At 59.7% G+C, this 15,510-nt stretch carries 18 protein-coding genes; 3 read left to right on the plus strand and 15 right to left on the minus strand.

Going from position 1 to position 15,510, the window contains the following annotated elements; all coding sequences use genetic code 11:
• Positions 1 to 2: 2 nt before the first annotated feature.
• From ACIROY_RS22285 to flgB, 3 genes are read right to left on the minus strand one after another with little or no spacing between them, the layout of a single operon-like run.
• Positions 3 to 722 carry a flagellar hook assembly protein FlgD gene (locus ACIROY_RS22285; protein ID WP_402278661.1) on the minus strand — a complete coding sequence of 240 codons (720 nt, stop codon included), beginning with the start codon at positions 720 to 722 and terminating at the stop codon, positions 3 to 5.
• 15 nt (positions 723 to 737) lie between these two features.
• Positions 738 to 1,142 (minus strand): flagellar basal body rod protein FlgC, encoded by a 405-nt coding sequence (gene flgC, locus ACIROY_RS22290; RefSeq protein WP_402278659.1) that lies wholly within the window; start codon positions 1,140 to 1,142, stop codon positions 738 to 740.
• 5 nt (positions 1,143 to 1,147) lie between these two features.
• Positions 1,148 to 1,570 carry a flagellar basal body rod protein FlgB gene (gene flgB / locus ACIROY_RS22295; protein WP_402278657.1) on the minus strand — a complete coding sequence of 141 codons (423 nt, stop codon included), beginning with the start codon at positions 1,568 to 1,570 and terminating at the stop codon, positions 1,148 to 1,150.
• A 210-nt stretch (positions 1,571 to 1,780) separates the two neighbouring features.
• Here flgB and flgA point away from each other — a divergent pair, with 210 nt between their 5' ends.
• The 3 genes from flgA (at position 1,781) to ACIROY_RS22310 (ending at position 3,409) form a co-directional block, all read left to right on the plus strand.
• Positions 1,781 to 2,503 (plus strand): flagellar basal body P-ring formation chaperone FlgA, encoded by a 723-nt coding sequence (flgA, locus tag ACIROY_RS22300; protein ID WP_402278655.1) that lies wholly within the window; start codon positions 1,781 to 1,783, stop codon positions 2,501 to 2,503.
• 107 nt (positions 2,504 to 2,610) lie between these two features.
• Positions 2,611 to 2,931 carry a flagellar biosynthesis anti-sigma factor FlgM gene (flgM, locus tag ACIROY_RS22305; RefSeq protein WP_402278653.1) on the plus strand — a complete coding sequence of 107 codons (321 nt, stop codon included), beginning with the start codon at positions 2,611 to 2,613 and terminating at the stop codon, positions 2,929 to 2,931.
• A gap of 4 nt (positions 2,932 to 2,935) precedes the next feature.
• A complete protein-coding gene (locus ACIROY_RS22310; RefSeq protein WP_402344293.1) occupies positions 2,936 to 3,409 on the plus strand; it encodes a flagella synthesis protein FlgN in 474 nt (157 codons plus the stop codon).
• Between the two features lie 54 nt (positions 3,410 to 3,463).
• Here the strand turns inward: ACIROY_RS22310 and motD are convergent, their stop codons facing one another.
• The 12 genes from motD to ACIROY_RS22370 form a co-directional block, all read right to left on the minus strand.
• Complete coding sequence (gene motD / locus ACIROY_RS22315) at positions 3,464 to 4,285, minus strand: flagellar motor protein MotD (protein WP_402278650.1); 822 nt, start codon at positions 4,283 to 4,285, stop codon at positions 3,464 to 3,466.
• Positions 4,286 to 4,308: 23 nt separating this feature from the next.
• Positions 4,309 to 5,055, minus strand: a complete 747-nt coding sequence (locus ACIROY_RS22320) for a flagellar motor protein (RefSeq protein WP_402344296.1) — start codon at positions 5,053 to 5,055, stop codon at positions 4,309 to 4,311.
• A complete protein-coding gene (locus tag ACIROY_RS22325) occupies positions 5,037 to 5,771 on the minus strand; it encodes an RNA polymerase sigma factor FliA (protein ID WP_402278646.1) in 735 nt (244 codons plus the stop codon). Before ACIROY_RS22325 ends, ACIROY_RS22320 begins: the two co-directional genes overlap by 19 nt.
• A gap of 55 nt (positions 5,772 to 5,826) precedes the next feature.
• Complete coding sequence (locus tag ACIROY_RS22330) at positions 5,827 to 6,624, minus strand: MinD/ParA family protein (protein WP_402278780.1); 798 nt, start codon at positions 6,622 to 6,624, stop codon at positions 5,827 to 5,829.
• A 34-nt stretch (positions 6,625 to 6,658) separates the two neighbouring features.
• Positions 6,659 to 8,131: a flagellar biosynthesis protein FlhF gene (gene flhF, locus ACIROY_RS22335; protein ID WP_402278644.1), complete on the minus strand. Its 1,473-nt coding sequence runs from the start codon at positions 8,129 to 8,131 to the stop codon at positions 6,659 to 6,661.
• Positions 8,128 to 10,218, minus strand: a complete 2,091-nt coding sequence (gene flhA / locus ACIROY_RS22340) for a flagellar biosynthesis protein FlhA (protein ID WP_402344299.1) — start codon at positions 10,216 to 10,218, stop codon at positions 8,128 to 8,130. Before flhA ends, flhF begins: the two co-directional genes overlap by 4 nt.
• A complete protein-coding gene (gene flhB, locus ACIROY_RS22345; RefSeq protein ID WP_402278640.1) occupies positions 10,215 to 11,396 on the minus strand; it encodes a flagellar biosynthesis protein FlhB in 1,182 nt (393 codons plus the stop codon). The genes flhA and flhB overlap by 4 nt, the downstream gene beginning before the upstream one ends.
• A gap of 258 nt (positions 11,397 to 11,654) precedes the next feature.
• Positions 11,655 to 12,353: a protein phosphatase CheZ gene (gene cheZ / locus ACIROY_RS22350; RefSeq protein WP_402278638.1), complete on the minus strand. Its 699-nt coding sequence runs from the start codon at positions 12,351 to 12,353 to the stop codon at positions 11,655 to 11,657.
• Positions 12,307 to 12,702 (minus strand): chemotaxis response regulator CheY, encoded by a 396-nt coding sequence (gene cheY, locus ACIROY_RS22355; protein ID WP_402278636.1) that lies wholly within the window; start codon positions 12,700 to 12,702, stop codon positions 12,307 to 12,309. Before cheY ends, cheZ begins: the two co-directional genes overlap by 47 nt.
• 118 nt (positions 12,703 to 12,820) lie before the next feature.
• Positions 12,821 to 13,900 (minus strand): chemotaxis response regulator protein-glutamate methylesterase, encoded by a 1,080-nt coding sequence (locus ACIROY_RS22360; RefSeq protein WP_402278634.1) that lies wholly within the window; start codon positions 13,898 to 13,900, stop codon positions 12,821 to 12,823.
• 80 nt (positions 13,901 to 13,980) lie between these two features.
• Complete coding sequence (cheD, locus tag ACIROY_RS22365; RefSeq protein ID WP_402278632.1) at positions 13,981 to 14,577, minus strand: chemoreceptor glutamine deamidase CheD; 597 nt, start codon at positions 14,575 to 14,577, stop codon at positions 13,981 to 13,983.
• A 3-nt stretch (positions 14,578 to 14,580) separates the two neighbouring features.
• Positions 14,581 to 15,444, minus strand: a complete 864-nt coding sequence (locus tag ACIROY_RS22370; RefSeq protein WP_402278630.1) for a CheR family methyltransferase — start codon at positions 15,442 to 15,444, stop codon at positions 14,581 to 14,583.
• Positions 15,445 to 15,510 lie beyond the last annotated feature (66 nt).

Consider the following 15,510-nt stretch of genomic DNA (forward strand, 5'->3'; position numbering starts at 1 on the left):
GATTAGAGGATTTGGATAACGTCGGTCGGCTTGATGGTGCCGATATTCGATACATTCAGCTTGACGCCGTCGGCACCGGTGCTGACGCTGGCGACCGTACCGAAGGACAGCGCAGTAGCATCCACGGCGGTGCCGGCGCTGGTCGCTGCAACGGTGAAGGTGTACTGACCATCGGGAGCCTTTGTGCCGGCGTCGTTGGTGCCGTCCCAGATGACAGGCACGGTACCGACAGCTTGGCTGCCCAGATCCATCTGACGCACGACGGCGCCGGTGGTCGCGTCACGGATGGTGACCTGAATGCTGTCGGCGTTGGCGCCGAGCTGCACGCCGAAGACGGCCTTCTGAGTGGTAGTCTCGGTGCCGTCGGCTGCCTTGGTCGTATCCGAAGTCAGAGTCAGGTTGTTGCCCGCGGCCAGCACGCTGTGGCCGATCATGTTGGCTGCTTGCAGCGACTGCGCCGAACCCAGATTGGACATGAGCGAAGCCAGCGTAGTGTTCAGCTGGCTGATGCCCGACACGGTCGACAGTTGCGCCAGCTGCGTGGTCAGCTGCGAGTTGTCCATCGGATTGGTCGGATCCTGGTTCTGCATCTGCACGGTCAGCAGCTTCAGGAAGCGATTCTGAATCGCTTCCGGGCTGTTGTCGTTCAGGCTCGAAGTATTGGAGGTCGAAGTCGACGTGCCATTCATTGACGACAGCAGATCGTTGGAGACAGTAGTCATGATTTAAGATCTTCCTTATTGACCGATGGTGAGGGTTTTCATCAACATATTCTTGGCGGTATTCATCGTCTCGACGTTGGTCTGATACGAGCGCGATGCGGAGATCATGTTGACCATCTCCTCTACCGGATTGACGTTGGGCATGGCGACGTAGCCGTTGGTGTCGGCCATCGGATGCTTGGGATCGTAGATCAGCTTGGGCGGCGCCTGGTCTTCGACGACCTGGCTGACCTGCACGCCGCTGTTTTCGATGCTGCCGAACGGGACCGCCTTGAACACCACTTGCTTGGCCTTATACGGCTTGCCGTCCGGACCGGTTGCGCTGTCGGCGTTGGCGATGTTGCTGGCGACCGTATTGAGGCGCTGTGATTGCGCACTCATGGCGGAACCGGCGACGTTGAAAATATTGGAAAGAGACATGATGATCAGCCTGGTTGGATGGCAGCGAGCAGACCTTTGATCTGCGCATTGACGGCGGTGATGCCTGCTTCATAGCGCACCCCGTTGTCGGTAAACTGGTTGCGTTCGACGTCCATGTCGACGGTATTGCCGTCCACACTGCTCTGGGTTTCCTTGCGATACAGCAGCGGCGAGCCGCCGATGCCGCTGTCGCCCGTCGCCTTGCCGGCGATGTGGGCCGACGACGTGCGCGCCAGTTCGACCGGAGGCACCGTGCTGGACTTGCCCGCCATGGCGCCCTGCAGCGTTTTGGCGAAGTCGATGTCGCGCGCCTTGTAATTCGGCGTATCCGCGTTGGCGATATTCGACGCCAGCAATTGCTGACGCTGGGCGCGCAAATTCAGCGCCGTTTCATTGAATCGCAGATAATCATCCAGTTTTGCAGCCATCTAATCCTCCTGACGTACCCTTCATAAAGTACGTTTTACGCCGATAATGGGATTTACACACCATTGGATCATAAGGCTCCCCCTCAAACTCTAATGCCCGAGAAAGAGAGAAAACTATGCCTTGTTCGACCTTTTGACAGAATCGGCCGCCAGTACTATTGCTGACAGGATGGCCCTGCTTCCGATCACACGGGTTGAAAAGTTGTTGTCATGAAATTATTGTCAAAAGCGCTATTGTCGTTGCTGTTGTTGCTGCCCGCATTCGGGCTGCCCGCACTGGCGCAAACCGCCGAACAGAACACGCCGCCGCGCCAGGATCTGGGCGCTCTGCAAAAAATTGCCGAACAGTTCATGAAAGTGCAGACGACCGGCCTGTCCGGCACCGTCAATATCGCCGTCGAACCGGTCGACAATCGCCTCAACCTCGCCGCCTGCACGTCGCCGCAAGCTTTCATGCCCAACGGCGGCCGCCTGTGGGGCCGCACCACTATCGGCATCAAGTGCATTGCGCCGTCGCCCTGGACGGTTTACGTGCGCGCCACCGTGCAGGTCATTGCCGAATATATCGTCACCGCAGCGCCGCTGGCGCAAGGCCAGGTCATCGGTCCGAACGACATCACCAAGATGAAGGGCGACCTGTCGAATTTGCCCAACGGCATCATTACCGATGCCGCCCAGGCCGTCGGCCGCACCGCGAACATTTCGCTGGCGCTGGGCGCCCCGATTCGCCAGGATGCACTACGCAGCAACCGCGTGGTGCAGCAAGGCCAGGCAGTACGCGTGGTGTCCATCGGTCCCGGCTTCCAGATCTCCACCGAAGCGCGCGCCTTGACCAACGGCAGCGAGGGCCAGATGGTGCAAGCCAAAACGGCTGCAGGCCAGGTTGTGAGCGGGATTGCGAAGGCCGGCGGCATCCTCGAAATCAATTACTGACAAGAAACATTCTGACGGGTGATAAAAGAATTAAAGTTTGCGGAAAAATGGCCGATAATCTAGGCAACAGGCGGGTCACAGAACCCTAACCCATTAAGGATGATGCCGTGAACGTTAATGACGCCCTCAAAACAGGCAAAGGCTTACCGGAAATCGCGCAACCCCAGGCGCGCCCCGCGAACAGCAATGCCGGTACCACCGCAGCAAAGACAGGCAGCGACAGTTCCACCGCGGCCAATGTCCAGCTGTCCTCTCAATATCAAGCGCTGGGCGTGAAGGCCACCAATGCCGGCGGTACTTTCGATGCAAAGAAAGTTGCTGAAATCAAGGCTGCCATCGCCAATGGCACCTTCCAGGTTGATCCCGAGAAAGTCGCCAACGGCTTGCTCGACACAGTCAAAGATCTGATCGGTTCACGCAAGGCTTAATGCAATGACAAGTAATTCGCTCCTGCCGTCCCATACACTCGCCGATGAAAAGCTGGTTACGTCGCGCTTGGTGGCGGCGTTGCAGCAAGAGCAGGATTTGCTCAGCGGCAACGGCGATGCGGACAAGATTCCCGACATCATCAACGAGAAGGCCAATATCGTTGCCAACATGGCAGCATTGGCCGATCAGCGCCACAAGGCGCTGGCTGCACTGGGCTTCCTCGCCGGCGAAAACGGCATGCAGACCTGGATCGAACAACACGGCTCTGCCGGCGACAAACAAGTGTGGGGAGAACTGTTTGCGCTGGCGCAATCCGCGCGCGAACTGAATCGCCTCAACGGCTTGCTGATCGGCAAGCAAATGGCAATCAACCAGAACGCCATGAACATCCTGCAAGGCAAGAGCAACGGCTCCTTCTATGGCCCGGATGGCCAATCGAGCCTGCGTAGCTCGGGCCGACCGCTTGGCATCGGCTGATTTTTTCGCCCTCCGGAATTTAAAAAGCCCGTTCTTGCGAACGGGCTTTTTGCTTTATGGCCCAGGCTTGGGCTGAGCGGGCGGAACGAGCTTGCCACCCTCTTCCGCAAACGGCACTTCGGTCGCCTGCTCCGCCAATCGCGACAGGATCATCACATCGACACGGCGATTGCGCAGCCGCCCCTCGGGCGTATCGTTGGAAGCCACAGACTGATTCGATCCATGCCCCACCGCCGTCAGGCGCAGGTCTGCGATGCCCTGGTTGTTGAACAGCCGCGCCACCGTACTGGCACGGACCGCCGACAACTCCCAGTTGGAAGGAAAGACGCTGGTGTTGATCTGCGTATTGTCGGTATGCCCCTCGATCTGGATAGCGTGATCGTCGTTTTTCAGCACCCGGGCAATGGCGATCAGGGTTTCTTCCGACTCCTTGCTCACCTTCGCATCGCCGGGCGCGAACAGGACGTTGGCATTGATCTCCACGTTGACGCCCACGCTGGTTTGCGTCACGCGCACCTTGCCCTCCTGCACCAGCGGCGCCAGCACCTGCATGATGTCGCGCGCCATGTCGGTCATGCGCTCTTTTTCGCGGCGCAGCGCCTCGCTGTTGCGCGGCTTTTGCAGGGTAATTTTAGGGGCAACAGATTGCTGGGCGCCTTGGCCTCCCGCCTGGACAACGATGGGCGCGGTCGAGACTGGCTCCTTGCCGAAGGCGTTGATCAGCGAGTCGGCAAGGATCTTGTACTTGCCTTCGTTGACTTGGGAAATGGCATACATGACCACGAAAAACGCGAACAGCAGCGTAATGAAGTCGGCATACGAAACCAGCCAGCGCTCGTGGTTCTCATGCTCTTCTTCATGTTTTTTGCGCGCCATGATGTGCGTTGTGCGTCAGTAGGTCATGCGGTGGTGAAATAGGATTCGGCGCGCTCCTGGATCACGCGCGGATTGTCGCCGCTGGCGATGCCGAACAGACTGTCGGCGACCATGTCACGCCGGTTCACTTCCATGGCCAGCAATTCCTTGAGCTTGTTGGCCACCGGCAGGAAGAACAGGTTGGCCAGGCCGACACCGTAAATCGTCGCCACGAAAGCCACGGCGATGCCGCCACCCAGCTTGGCGGGGTCGGATAGATTTTCCATCACGTGGATCAGGCCGAGCACCGCGCCGAGGATGCCGATCGTCGGCGAATAGCCGCCGGCGGCTTCCCATATCTTGAGCGCCTGGCGCTGGCGGGTTTCGTAAGCAGTGGTATCGACCTCGAGGATCTCGAGCAACTTGGCCGGTGTGATGCCGTCGATCAGCAGGCGCAGGCCCTTCTTGACGAAGGGGTCGCTGCTGTCGTTCATGTGCTCTTCAAGATGCAGCAGACCTTCACGCCGCGAGATGCCGCTCCAGACCGTGATGTTATCGATCAGTTTGCGGTGGTTGTGAACCGGGGGAGAAAATACCCAGGACAGCAATTTGACGCCATGGACGAAATTGTCGAGCCTGGTTTGCAGCAGAACGGCGCCTACGGTGCCGGCAAAGACGATCAGGAAAGCGGTCGGCTGCAGGATAGAACCGGGATGACCGCCTTCAAGCAGCAAGCCAAGGAGGATGCATCCCAACGCCAGCAGTATCCCTCCTATGCTACTCCAGTCCACGCCTGCTCCCTCAAAGTCGAGCGCATGCGGGCGATGGCCTGGCTGTGCAGCTGGCAAACCCGCGACTCGGACACGCCCATGACGGCGCCGATTTCCTTCAAGTTCATTTCCTGCTCATAGTACAGGCCCATGAGGATTTTTTCACGCTCGGGCAGGGCCTTGATCGAATCGATGACGGCGTCGCGGAAACCGCCGTTGATCAGGTTCTGCAACGGGTCGTCGGTGTCCCGGGTCTGGTAGCGATCGAGGAAATGCTCGTGGCCGCCGTCGGCGTCGTGGAAGTCTTCGTAATAGATCAACTGATGGCCGCCGCATTCGGTCAGCATATCCTGGTACTCCACGAGGCTCATCTTGAGCTGCGTGGCGACCTCGGTTTCCTGCGGCGGACGGCCGAGCTGCTGCAGCAGGACATGGATGGCCTCTTCGATCTTGCGCGTATTCTGGCGGATGCTGCGCGGCAGCCAGTCGCTGCTGCGCAATTCATCCAGCATGGCGCCGCGGATACGCTGCACGGCGTAGGTTTCGAACTGCGCGCCGTGCGTTTCTTCATAGCGATTGACGGCATCAAGCAGACCGATCATGCCTGCCTGAATCAAGTCGTCGACTTCCACGCTGGGTGGAAGCTTTGCCTTCATCTGATGCGCCAGCTTTTTGACAAGCGCCGCATGCAGCTCCAGCAAATCGTTCTTGGTCGTCTTTCCTTTGACGTTATACATAGAACTCATCTCGTCAATAATGGTGAGTACGAACGATCATGCAATGCCAGGCGCGTCATACTCCGAGACTTGCACCATCGGTCGCCATACCGTACGTGCCCTTGGTGAGATTGGATAACGAAAACTGATCCGCCAGGCGTTTGAACGCAAGCGTAGCGCCGGCCAACGGGAATGCTTCCAGTACGGTGCGCCCCTGCCCGGATGCACGACGGATGTGTTCGTCTGCCGGGATCGAGCCCATGAAATGCAATTGCGCCGCCAGGTAGCGATTGGCCGCCTGCGCCATGTTGGCGTAGACCATCTGCGCTTCCGCGTCCGAACCACCGCTCACGAGCAGATTGAAAGGACGGCGACCGAGCTTGTCGCTGAGGCCCTTGAGCAAGACGTACGCGGCCTTGATCGAGGTCGGACTGGTCGACATATGCACCACGATTTCGCCCATTTCCATGGCCGGGACCGGCAGCAACTCCTCGTCATTCAATTCGCCGTTGATGAGCGTAATGTCGGATTCTTCGGTCAGTCCGTCGAAAATCTGCGCCAGCCGCGAGGCTTGCGGATGGGTAGAGGCCGATACGTTCTTGCGCGACAGGCGCGCCAGTGCAAAACCTTCCGGCACCATGCGCACCGCTTCATCCAGATGCCGCTCCTGACGAGCGACGTCGAGCAGTGTCGCCACGGCAACACCGCCAAAACGCGACAAGATCACTGAGGGCGTCATGCAAGCGTCGACCAACAATGCGTTGTGGTCGGCGGCGGCAAGAGAGGCTGCCAGATTGATCAGCATCGCGCCTTTTTCGTCGTCGGGAAGAACCGAGAAGAAAGTAAACACGCGCGGCGTCGGACGCTCCAGCATCCGTCGCAGTCCTTCCGCTTGATCAACGTCATAGCTAGCCAAGGATCACCTCCCGCAGGCTTTTGTCATTCATGGCCGTGGCCGTCGGTCCGACCACAACCGGCAACTCGGCGTCCTGGAATTCGAACGGCGCAGTTTCACGTTTCAGTTTAAAGGCGCGGTCGGCCAGATACAACCTGTTGGCAACATGCAAATCTTCCGGCACGCGCTGACCGTTCGCCACGTAATACAGATTCAGTTTTTGACGGATGACAACATCGAGCACGTTGCCGATGGTTGCCGCTTCGTCGAGCTTGGTAATAATGCAACCCGCCAGGCCGTCGCCGGAATACGCGCTCACGACTTCATTGAGCGTGCCGCCGGTCGCCGTTGCATTGAGGCACAACAGGCGTTTGATGTCAGTGCCTGCGCCCGACAGCATGGCAGCCTGTTCAGCCACCATCTGGTCGCGCTGGCCCATGCCGGCGGTATCGATTAGGACAGTATGTTTGCCGCGCAGTTCGTCGAGTGCGATACGCAAATCGGATTCATCTTTGACCGAGTGCACCATCACCCCGAGGATCTTGCCGTAAATGCGCAGTTGCTCGTAGCCGCCGATACGGTAGCCGTCGGTGGTGATCAGCGCCAGCTTGCCCGGACCGTGGCGCATCACGCAACGCGCCGCCAGTTTCGCGGTCGTGGTCGTTTTGCCAACACCGGTCGGACCGACCAGCGCGTAGACGCCGCCTTCTTCCAGCAATTCGTTTTCGTTGGCCATGGTCATCAGATTCTTGGCCAGCACCGACTTGACCCAGAACATGGCGTCTTGCGATTTCGGGCTTTGCGGCAGGTTCTCGGTGATCAGGCGCGACAGGCTGGCGCTGAAACCGGCGGCCAGCATTTCACGCATGATCGCGGCCTTGGCCGGCTCACGCTTTTGCGTGCCGCCCCAGGAAATTTCCGCCAGCTGGGTTTCCAGCACGCCGCGCATGGAGCGGATTTCACTCATGACGTCGGACAGGATTTCGTCGTAGTCCTTGCCGTCGAATTCAGCCATCACGCCAGCCTGCTGCGGACGCGCTGCAGCTGCAGCGGCCACTGCTGCCTTCGGGCCGGCAGCGACTTGCGCCGGTGTCAGCGCTTGCGCCTGCTGTTCCTTGGCGCTGGCGCGCGCGGCATTGCGGGTACGCCAAACGCGGGCGTCGGCCTGTGCCGTATTGTGTTCGACCGGCATGGATGCGCCAGGCCCCTGCGGTTGCGGTTCGGCGCGCGTGCGCGGCACGGCGGCCTGCAGCGACTGCTGCGGTGCCGGCTGGGCAGGCGGTCGGCGTACGGCCGGACGCGGCATGGCGTCCTTGGACATGGCCGGCACCACCAGCGACGACATGTCTTCGTTGGCCATGGCCAGGATCTCGACACCGTCGTCGATATTCCGGTTGGAGAGAATGACGGCGTCAGGACCCAGCGCTTCGCGCACTTGGCGCCATGCGTCTCGCGACGAACCTGCTATAAATTTTTTGACGTTCATGCTTGCCCTCCAACTAGGCTGGTAACTTTAATCGTTTTCGAATCAGGAACTTCAGCGTGTGAAAGCACCCGGAGTTGTGGCATTGCGCGTCGCAAGAAGCGCGCCAGCAATGCTCGCAAAGGACCCGGGACCAACAATACCGGGGTTAAACCCAACTGCTCTTGATGACGTGCTGCGTTTTCTGTTTGCGTAATCAGTGTATCGGCGAGGCCCGGCTCGATGCCGCCGCCTTCCGGTCCGCTTGCCTGCATCGCCTGCATCAGCAGACGTTCCAATTTGTTGTCCAGCGTCATGACCGACAGCTCGCTCTCGGTCGGGAAAATCTGCTGCACGATCGCGCGACCCAGGGCGATGCGCACGATGGCGGTCAGTTCGTTCGGTTCCTGCACGCGCGGTGCATGCTCGGCCAGGGTTTCGATAATAGTCCGCATATCGCGGATATGCACGCCTTCGATGAGCAGGTTTTGCAACACTTTTTGCACGGTGCCCAGTGGCAACGCCTTCGGCACCAGATCTTCGACCAGCTTCGGCGCATCCTTGCCGATGTGATCGAGCAACTGCTGCACTTCCTGGCGCCCCAGCAATTCCGCAGCGTGGATGGTGATCAAATGGTTCAGGTGCGTCGCGATGACGGTGCCGGTATCGACCACGGTATAGCCCATGGTCTGCGCCATTTCGCGCATGTTGCTTTCGATCCAGACCGCCGGCAGGCCGAACGCCGGATCGGTGGTCATGAGACCCGGCAACGGGCCGGTGACCATGCCTGGATTGATCGCCAGGAACTGACCGAAAGTCGCCTCGCCCTTGCCGATTTCCACGCCCTTCAAGGCGATGCGATAAGCCGACGGCTTGAGTTCGAGATTGTCGCGGATATGCACCGGCGGCGACAGGAAACCGACTTCCTGCGCGAATTTCTTGCGGATGCCCTTGATCCGGCGCAGCAGTTCGCCGCCCTGCCCCTTGTCCACCAGCGGGATCAGGCGGTAACCAACTTCCAGCCCGAGCGTATCGACCGGCAGGATGTCCTGCCAGGTGGCCTCTTCGATTTCCTGCGGCGTCGTGACCGGCGCCGGCAATTCGGCAATCGCTCCCGCCTCCTGCTTGCGCTTGTTCACCGAGTAACCCGCAGCCGCCAGCAAGGCAGCGATGATGATGAAGGCGACGTGCGGCATGCCGGGGATCAGGCCCATGCCGCCGATGATGATGGCGGTCAGGTACAGGACTTCGGCTTTGGCGAACAACTGGTTGATCAGCTGGCCGCCGACGTCCTGGTCGTTGGCCACACGCGAGACCACCACACCGGCGGCGGTCGAGATGATCAGCGAAGGAATCTGTGCGACCAGGCCGTCACCGATGGCCAGCAGCGTGTAGTTCTTCAACGCCATGTCGAAGGCCAGGTCATGCTGGATCATACCGACCACGAGACCGCCGACGATGTTGACCACGGTCACGATGATGCCGGCCACGGCGTCGCCGCGCACATACTTGCTGGCACCGTCCATGGCGCCATAGAACTCGGCTTCCTGCGCCACTTCCTTGCGGCGGGCGCGCGCTTCCGGCTCGCCGATCATGCCGGCGTTGAGGTCGGCGTCGATCGCCATCTGTTTGCCGGGCATCGCGTCGAGGGTAAAACGTGCCCCCACTTCGGCGATACGGCCGGCGCCCTTGGTGACGACGGTGAAGTTGATGATCGTCAGAATGATGAAGACGACGATACCGACGGTGTAGTTGCCGCCGATCAGGAAGTGGCCGAAAGCCTCAATCACTTTACCCGCAGCGTCGGGACCGGTGTGGCCTTCGGTCAGCACCACGCGGGTGGAGGCGACGTTGAGCGACAGGCGCAGCATCGTGCTCACCAGCAGCACGGCCGGGAACGCCACGAAGTCGAGCGGCTTGACGGTGTACAACGCGGTCAGCAGCACGATCACGGACAGCGAAATATTGAAGCTGAACAGGATATCGAGCGCAAACGCCGGCAGCGGCAGCACCATCATCGCCAGCATCATGACGATCAGGATCGGCGCTGCGAGCGCCTTGGTATGCTTGACCGGCACCCAGGCCGGCAGTTTCATGCTGTTGATGTTCATTGCGCAGCCTTAGCTTGTGCGGCAGCCATGGCGGCCTTGCGTTTGTACAGTGGGTCGTCCAGCTCCTTCGGCACCTCAAGGTCGCTCGGCTCGTCCGGACGGACGCCGCCATTGCTGTTGTACGTGCGCAGCTGGAAGATATAAGCGAGGACTTCGGCGACCGCGGTGTAGAGCGACTCCGGGATCTCATCGCCGATTTCGGTGTGATAGTGCAATGCGCGCGCCAGCGGCGGCGCTTCGAGGATCGGCACGTTGTTTTCTGCAGCGATCTTGCGGATGTTGGCCGCCACCGCTTCGGTGCCCTTGGCCACCACCTGCGGCGCCGACATGCCGCCTTCGCTGTACTTCAGCGCCACGGCAAAGTGGGTCGGGTTGGTCACCACTACGTCCGCAGTCGGCACTGCCGACATCATGCGGCGGCGCGCGGCGGCGCGTTGCAGAGCGCGGATCTTGCCCTTGATCAACGGATCACCGTCGGACTCCTTGTGTTCCTGTTTGACTTCCTGGCGCGTCATCTTGAGTTTGCGGGTGTAATTCCACAGTTGATACGGCACGTCGATGGCGGCAATCGCGATCAGCGCGCACACCATCATGATGAAACAGGTCCACAGCAAATTCGGCATGTGGCTGCTGGCCACCTTGAGCGGTTCGACGCTCAGGTTGAGGACGGCGTCGAGATGGCTGCGCATGGCGAACCAGGCGATGAAGCCGACCAGCACGCTCTTCAGGATGCCCTTGCCCAACTCGACCAGCGAATTGAGCGAGAACAGATTCATGATGCCCTTGATGGGATTGAGGCGGTCGAACTTGGGCTCAAGCGAGCTGCCGTTGAACAGCCAGCCGCCGAGGATCAGCGGCGATGCCACGGCCGCGAGCGTCATCAGGAAGGCGATAGGGATGCAGGCGACCGCCACTTCCATGAAATGGCCGCTCATGCGCTCGAACAGCAGGGCCGGATCGAAGGCCATTTCACGCTCGAAGGTCATGGTCGACACCATGAAACGGTTCAGGCTGGTCACCAGCGGACCGGTGAACATCCACAGGGTGCAACCGCCGATCAGCAGCATGACGCACGTCGCCATCTCGCGCGAGCGCGGCACGTCGCCCTGCTCACGCGCTTTTTCAATGCGTTTGCTGGTGGGCTGTTCGGTCCGTTCTTGATCGCTATCTTCGGCCACTGCCGTTCCCCTGTATTGCTTCTTTCCGCTGACGAAGGCGGAATTTTGAGACTATCAGGCAGAATTATTGGCGAGGGAAGCCTCGAATCATCACGGGAATAAGGGGCGAAACGCCCCGTATTTCGGAGCAGGGGAAGCGCGCCATATCTGCCTTCAGAGGGTGAAGGCAGGCGGGACGGCGATCTGCGGTGTTGTTGAGCGGTCGTAAAAAACCACCCGCAACAACACCGCAAGCATGAAAATTATCGTTAAAACAACTTAAAAACCCAGACTTTCCAACAAATCGTCAACCTGGCTCTGGTTGGCGATCACGTTGTGACCGGTGGGATTGATCTGCGGACCGTTCAGCAAGCCGCTATCTTCACGCTTGGCTTCCGGCGGTGAATAGTCGACCAGCAATTGCACCAGCTGGCTTTCGATGTCGTGCGCGACCTCAGTCACGCGCTTGATCACCTGCCCGGTCAGGTCCTGGAAGTCCTGCGCCATCATGATATCGAGCAGTTGCTGCTTGGTCAGGCTGACATTTTCGCGTGTTGCACCGAGGTAAGCCTGTGTCTTTTCCGCCAGAGCGCGGTAATCACTCTCTGAAAACGGCGCATCGGTGACGGCCTTCCACTCTGCAGCCAGCGTACTCGCACCGTCGCCGATAGCATCCTGCATCGGGCCGGCGGTTTCGGTCGCCGTCAGCACGCGCTGGGCAGCCTTCTCGGTCATCATCGCCACGTACTCGAGGCGATCACGCGCGTCGGGCATGTCGCTTGCGGCTTTTTCCAGCAACCGGTCAAAACCGAGTCCACGCAGGTTGTCATGCAAGCTGCGCGTCATGTGCCCGATACGCGCGAGGAACTGATCCTGCTGTTCAGCTACCGGCGCGCCCGGCGTCACTGCTCCCTGGGATGCTGTATCCACGTTAGCCTCCGGCCTCCAGCTTTTCGAAGATCTTGCCGAGCTTTTCATCCAGAGTAGCAGCCGTGAACGGCTTGACCACGTAACCATTGGCGCCGGCTTGCGCGGCGGCAACGATGTTTTCTTTCTTTGCTTCGGCAGTCACCATCAGGACCGGCAATTTGGACAGCGCAGGATCCTTGCGGATTTCCTGCAGCATGGTCAGGCCGTCCATGTTAGGCATGTTCCAGTCCGACACGACGAAATCGAAGGTGTCGCTGCGCAGCTTCTGCAAACCTTGCACGCCGTCTTCGGCTTCGTCCACATTGGTGTAGCCGAGCTCTTTGAGCAGGTTACGGACAATGCGGCGCATCGTGGAGAAATCGTCTACAACGAGAAACTTGGTATTTGGGCCAGCCATGATTATTACTCCATTGATTCGAAACTATTGTTGACGATAACGACACTAATTCGGCAAAACTTAAGGCCCGACAGCTAGCAACCGGTCAAATTTTCCGGATGGCTGAATGGTACTCGAACTACACCCGCAATGCACGACTGCCGTGCTCGTTCAGATAACTCAACACACGGCCAGGCATGGCCTGCAGCGCCAGCACCTCGTGTGCCGCACCGACCGCAATGGCCTCGCGGGGCATGCCGAAGACCACGCACGATGCTTCGTCCTGCGCAAAATTGTAGGCGCCGGCATTGCGCATTTCCAGCATGCCCAGGGCGCCGTCCTTGCCCATCCCGGTCAGGATGACGCCGACCGCATTCTTGCCGGCGCAGGCGGCGGCCGAGTTGAACAGCACGTCCACCGACGGCCGATGACGGTTGACCGGCGGCCCCTGGTCGAGCTGGGTCATGTAATTGGCGCCGCTGCGCACCAGCTTGAGATGCGAGTGGCCAGGAGCGATATACGCATGGCCCGGCAGGACGCGCTCGTTGCCGGCCGCTTCCTTGACGGAAATCTTGCACAGGTTGTCGAGGCGTTGCGCGAACGAGCGCGTGAAGCCTTCCGGCATGTGCTGGGTGATCAGGATGCCCGGGCAGTCGGACGGCATGCGGATCAGGAATTCCTTGATCGCCTCCGTGCCGCCGGTGGAAGCGCCGATGATGATCAGCTTTTCGCTCGACAGCAGCGGATTGCGCATCTGCGGCAACGTCTCGCCGCCGCTCGCCTTGGGCGCGTCCGGATGCGGAATCGTGCGCGGGCGGATGCTGGCCTTGGACGCCGCGCGGATCTTGTCGGCGATCATGTCGGTGTATTCCTGCATGCCGCTCTGGATCGATATCTTCGGCTTGGTGACGAAGTCGACCGCACCCAGCTCCAGCGCGCGCAGCGTGATTTCCGAACCGCGCTCGGTCAGCGACGACACCATCACCACCGGCATCGGCCGCAGGCGCATCAGTTTCTCGAGGAAGTCGAGGCCGTCCATGCGCGGCATTTCGACGTCCAGCGTGAGGACGTCAGGGTTGGTCTGCTTGATCAGATCGCGCGCAATGATGGGGTCGGGGGCAACGCCCACGACTTCCATGTCAGGCTGGCTGCCGATGATCTCTTTCATGACGCTGCGGATCAATGCCGAGTCGTCGACGATCAATACTTTTATTTTCATACGATGCGTACTTTCCTGAAACGGGCCCCTGCAGTCTCCGCACGGGGCCGAAAAACCCTTCTCTGCCGACTCAACCGACCTTAAAACAGATCGACCGCGCCGCCCACCGGTTTGGCGACCAGCTTGCTGGCGTAATCCTGTTCGCGATTCACCAGTGTGTTGTTATGCAATTGTTTGAGCTTCTTTACCAGCACCTTGCCGGTGCGGGGGAAGAAATATACCTTACGCGGCCAGATATCGTTGAGATCTTCCGCCACGACACGGATATTTTCCGCCTTCAGGTAGTCGCGCACGAACTGTGCGTTGCGCTCGCCGACGTTGATGGCGATGAAGCCGCGCAGCACGTTGCCGCCGCCGAACACCTTGGCTTCCAGGTTCTCGCGCCGGGCCCCGGCCTTGAGAACATCATTGATCAGAATTTCCATGGCGTAAGTGCCGTAGCGCATCGATGCCGAAATCGGACTGTCGCCGTCGCCGCTGTCGGGCAGCATGAAGTGGTTCATGCCGCCGATGCCGGTGACGCGGTCGCGGATGCAGGCCGACACACACGAACCCAGCACCGTGACGATCATCATGTCCTTGTGCGTGAAATAGTATTCGCCCGGCAATATCTTGGCCGCGTCGCAATCGAAGGTGCGGTCGTAATAGACGTTGGAAGCGAATTGGTCCTGGTTCATGACTTATTTCCCCGCCTTGCGTTGTGCTGCACCGAGCTCGTAGACCGTTTTTCCCTTGAGCTTCAAGGCGTCGGAGACATACAGGAAGTTTTCGGAATGACCGGCGAACAACAGCGCATGCGGTTTCATGAGCGGCACGAAGCGCGACAGGATCTTGCTCTGCGTCGGCTTGTCGAAATAAATCATCACGTTGCGGCAAAAGATGACATCGAACTGCCCGCTCACTGGCCAGTTGTCACCCAGCAGGTTGAGTTGCTTGAAGGTCACCAGCTTGCGCAGTTCCGGGCGCACCCGAACATAGCCTTCCTGGTTGCCCTTGCCGCGCAGGAAGAATTTCTTGATGCGCTCGGGCGACAGTTTGTCGATGCGCTCGATCGGATAGACGCCGTTGGCGCCGGTCGCCAGCACGTTGGTGTCGATGTCGGTGGCGATGATCTGCGCCGGCGGCGTCAGGGTGCCGTAGGCTTCGCACAGCGTCATGGCGATCGTATAGGGCTCTTCGCCGGTCGAGGCGGCCGAGCACCAGACCGTGGCCGGCTCTTTGAGCGTCTTGACGAAATCGGCAAGGATGGGGAAATGATGCGACTCGCGGAAGAACGACGTCAGATTGGTGGTCAGCGCATTGGTGAATGCCTCCCACTCGTCGCTGTCGCCGCCGCGTTCCAGCATGTCCAGGTATTGCACGAAGGAAGCGATGCCGGTCGCACGCAGGCGCCGCGCCAGGCGGCTATAGACCATTTCCTGCTTGCTTTCGGCCAGCGCAATGCCGGCGCGCTTATAGATAAGATCCCGCACCCTGTCAAAATCGCGATTCGTAAAATCGAATTCTTTGACAGAATCGAGCTTATTCTGCGGAGCAGGTTTCAAGTTGATGTTCCTTTTCTAATCCGGACCTATCGCATTCTCAGCATTCTCGATAGGTTACCCCCGTTG

Origin of the sequence: Herbaspirillum sp. NPDC101396 (assembly GCF_044767365.1) — a bacterium.
In the GTDB taxonomy this organism is placed as follows: domain Bacteria; phylum Pseudomonadota; class Gammaproteobacteria; order Burkholderiales; family Burkholderiaceae_D; genus Herbaspirillum.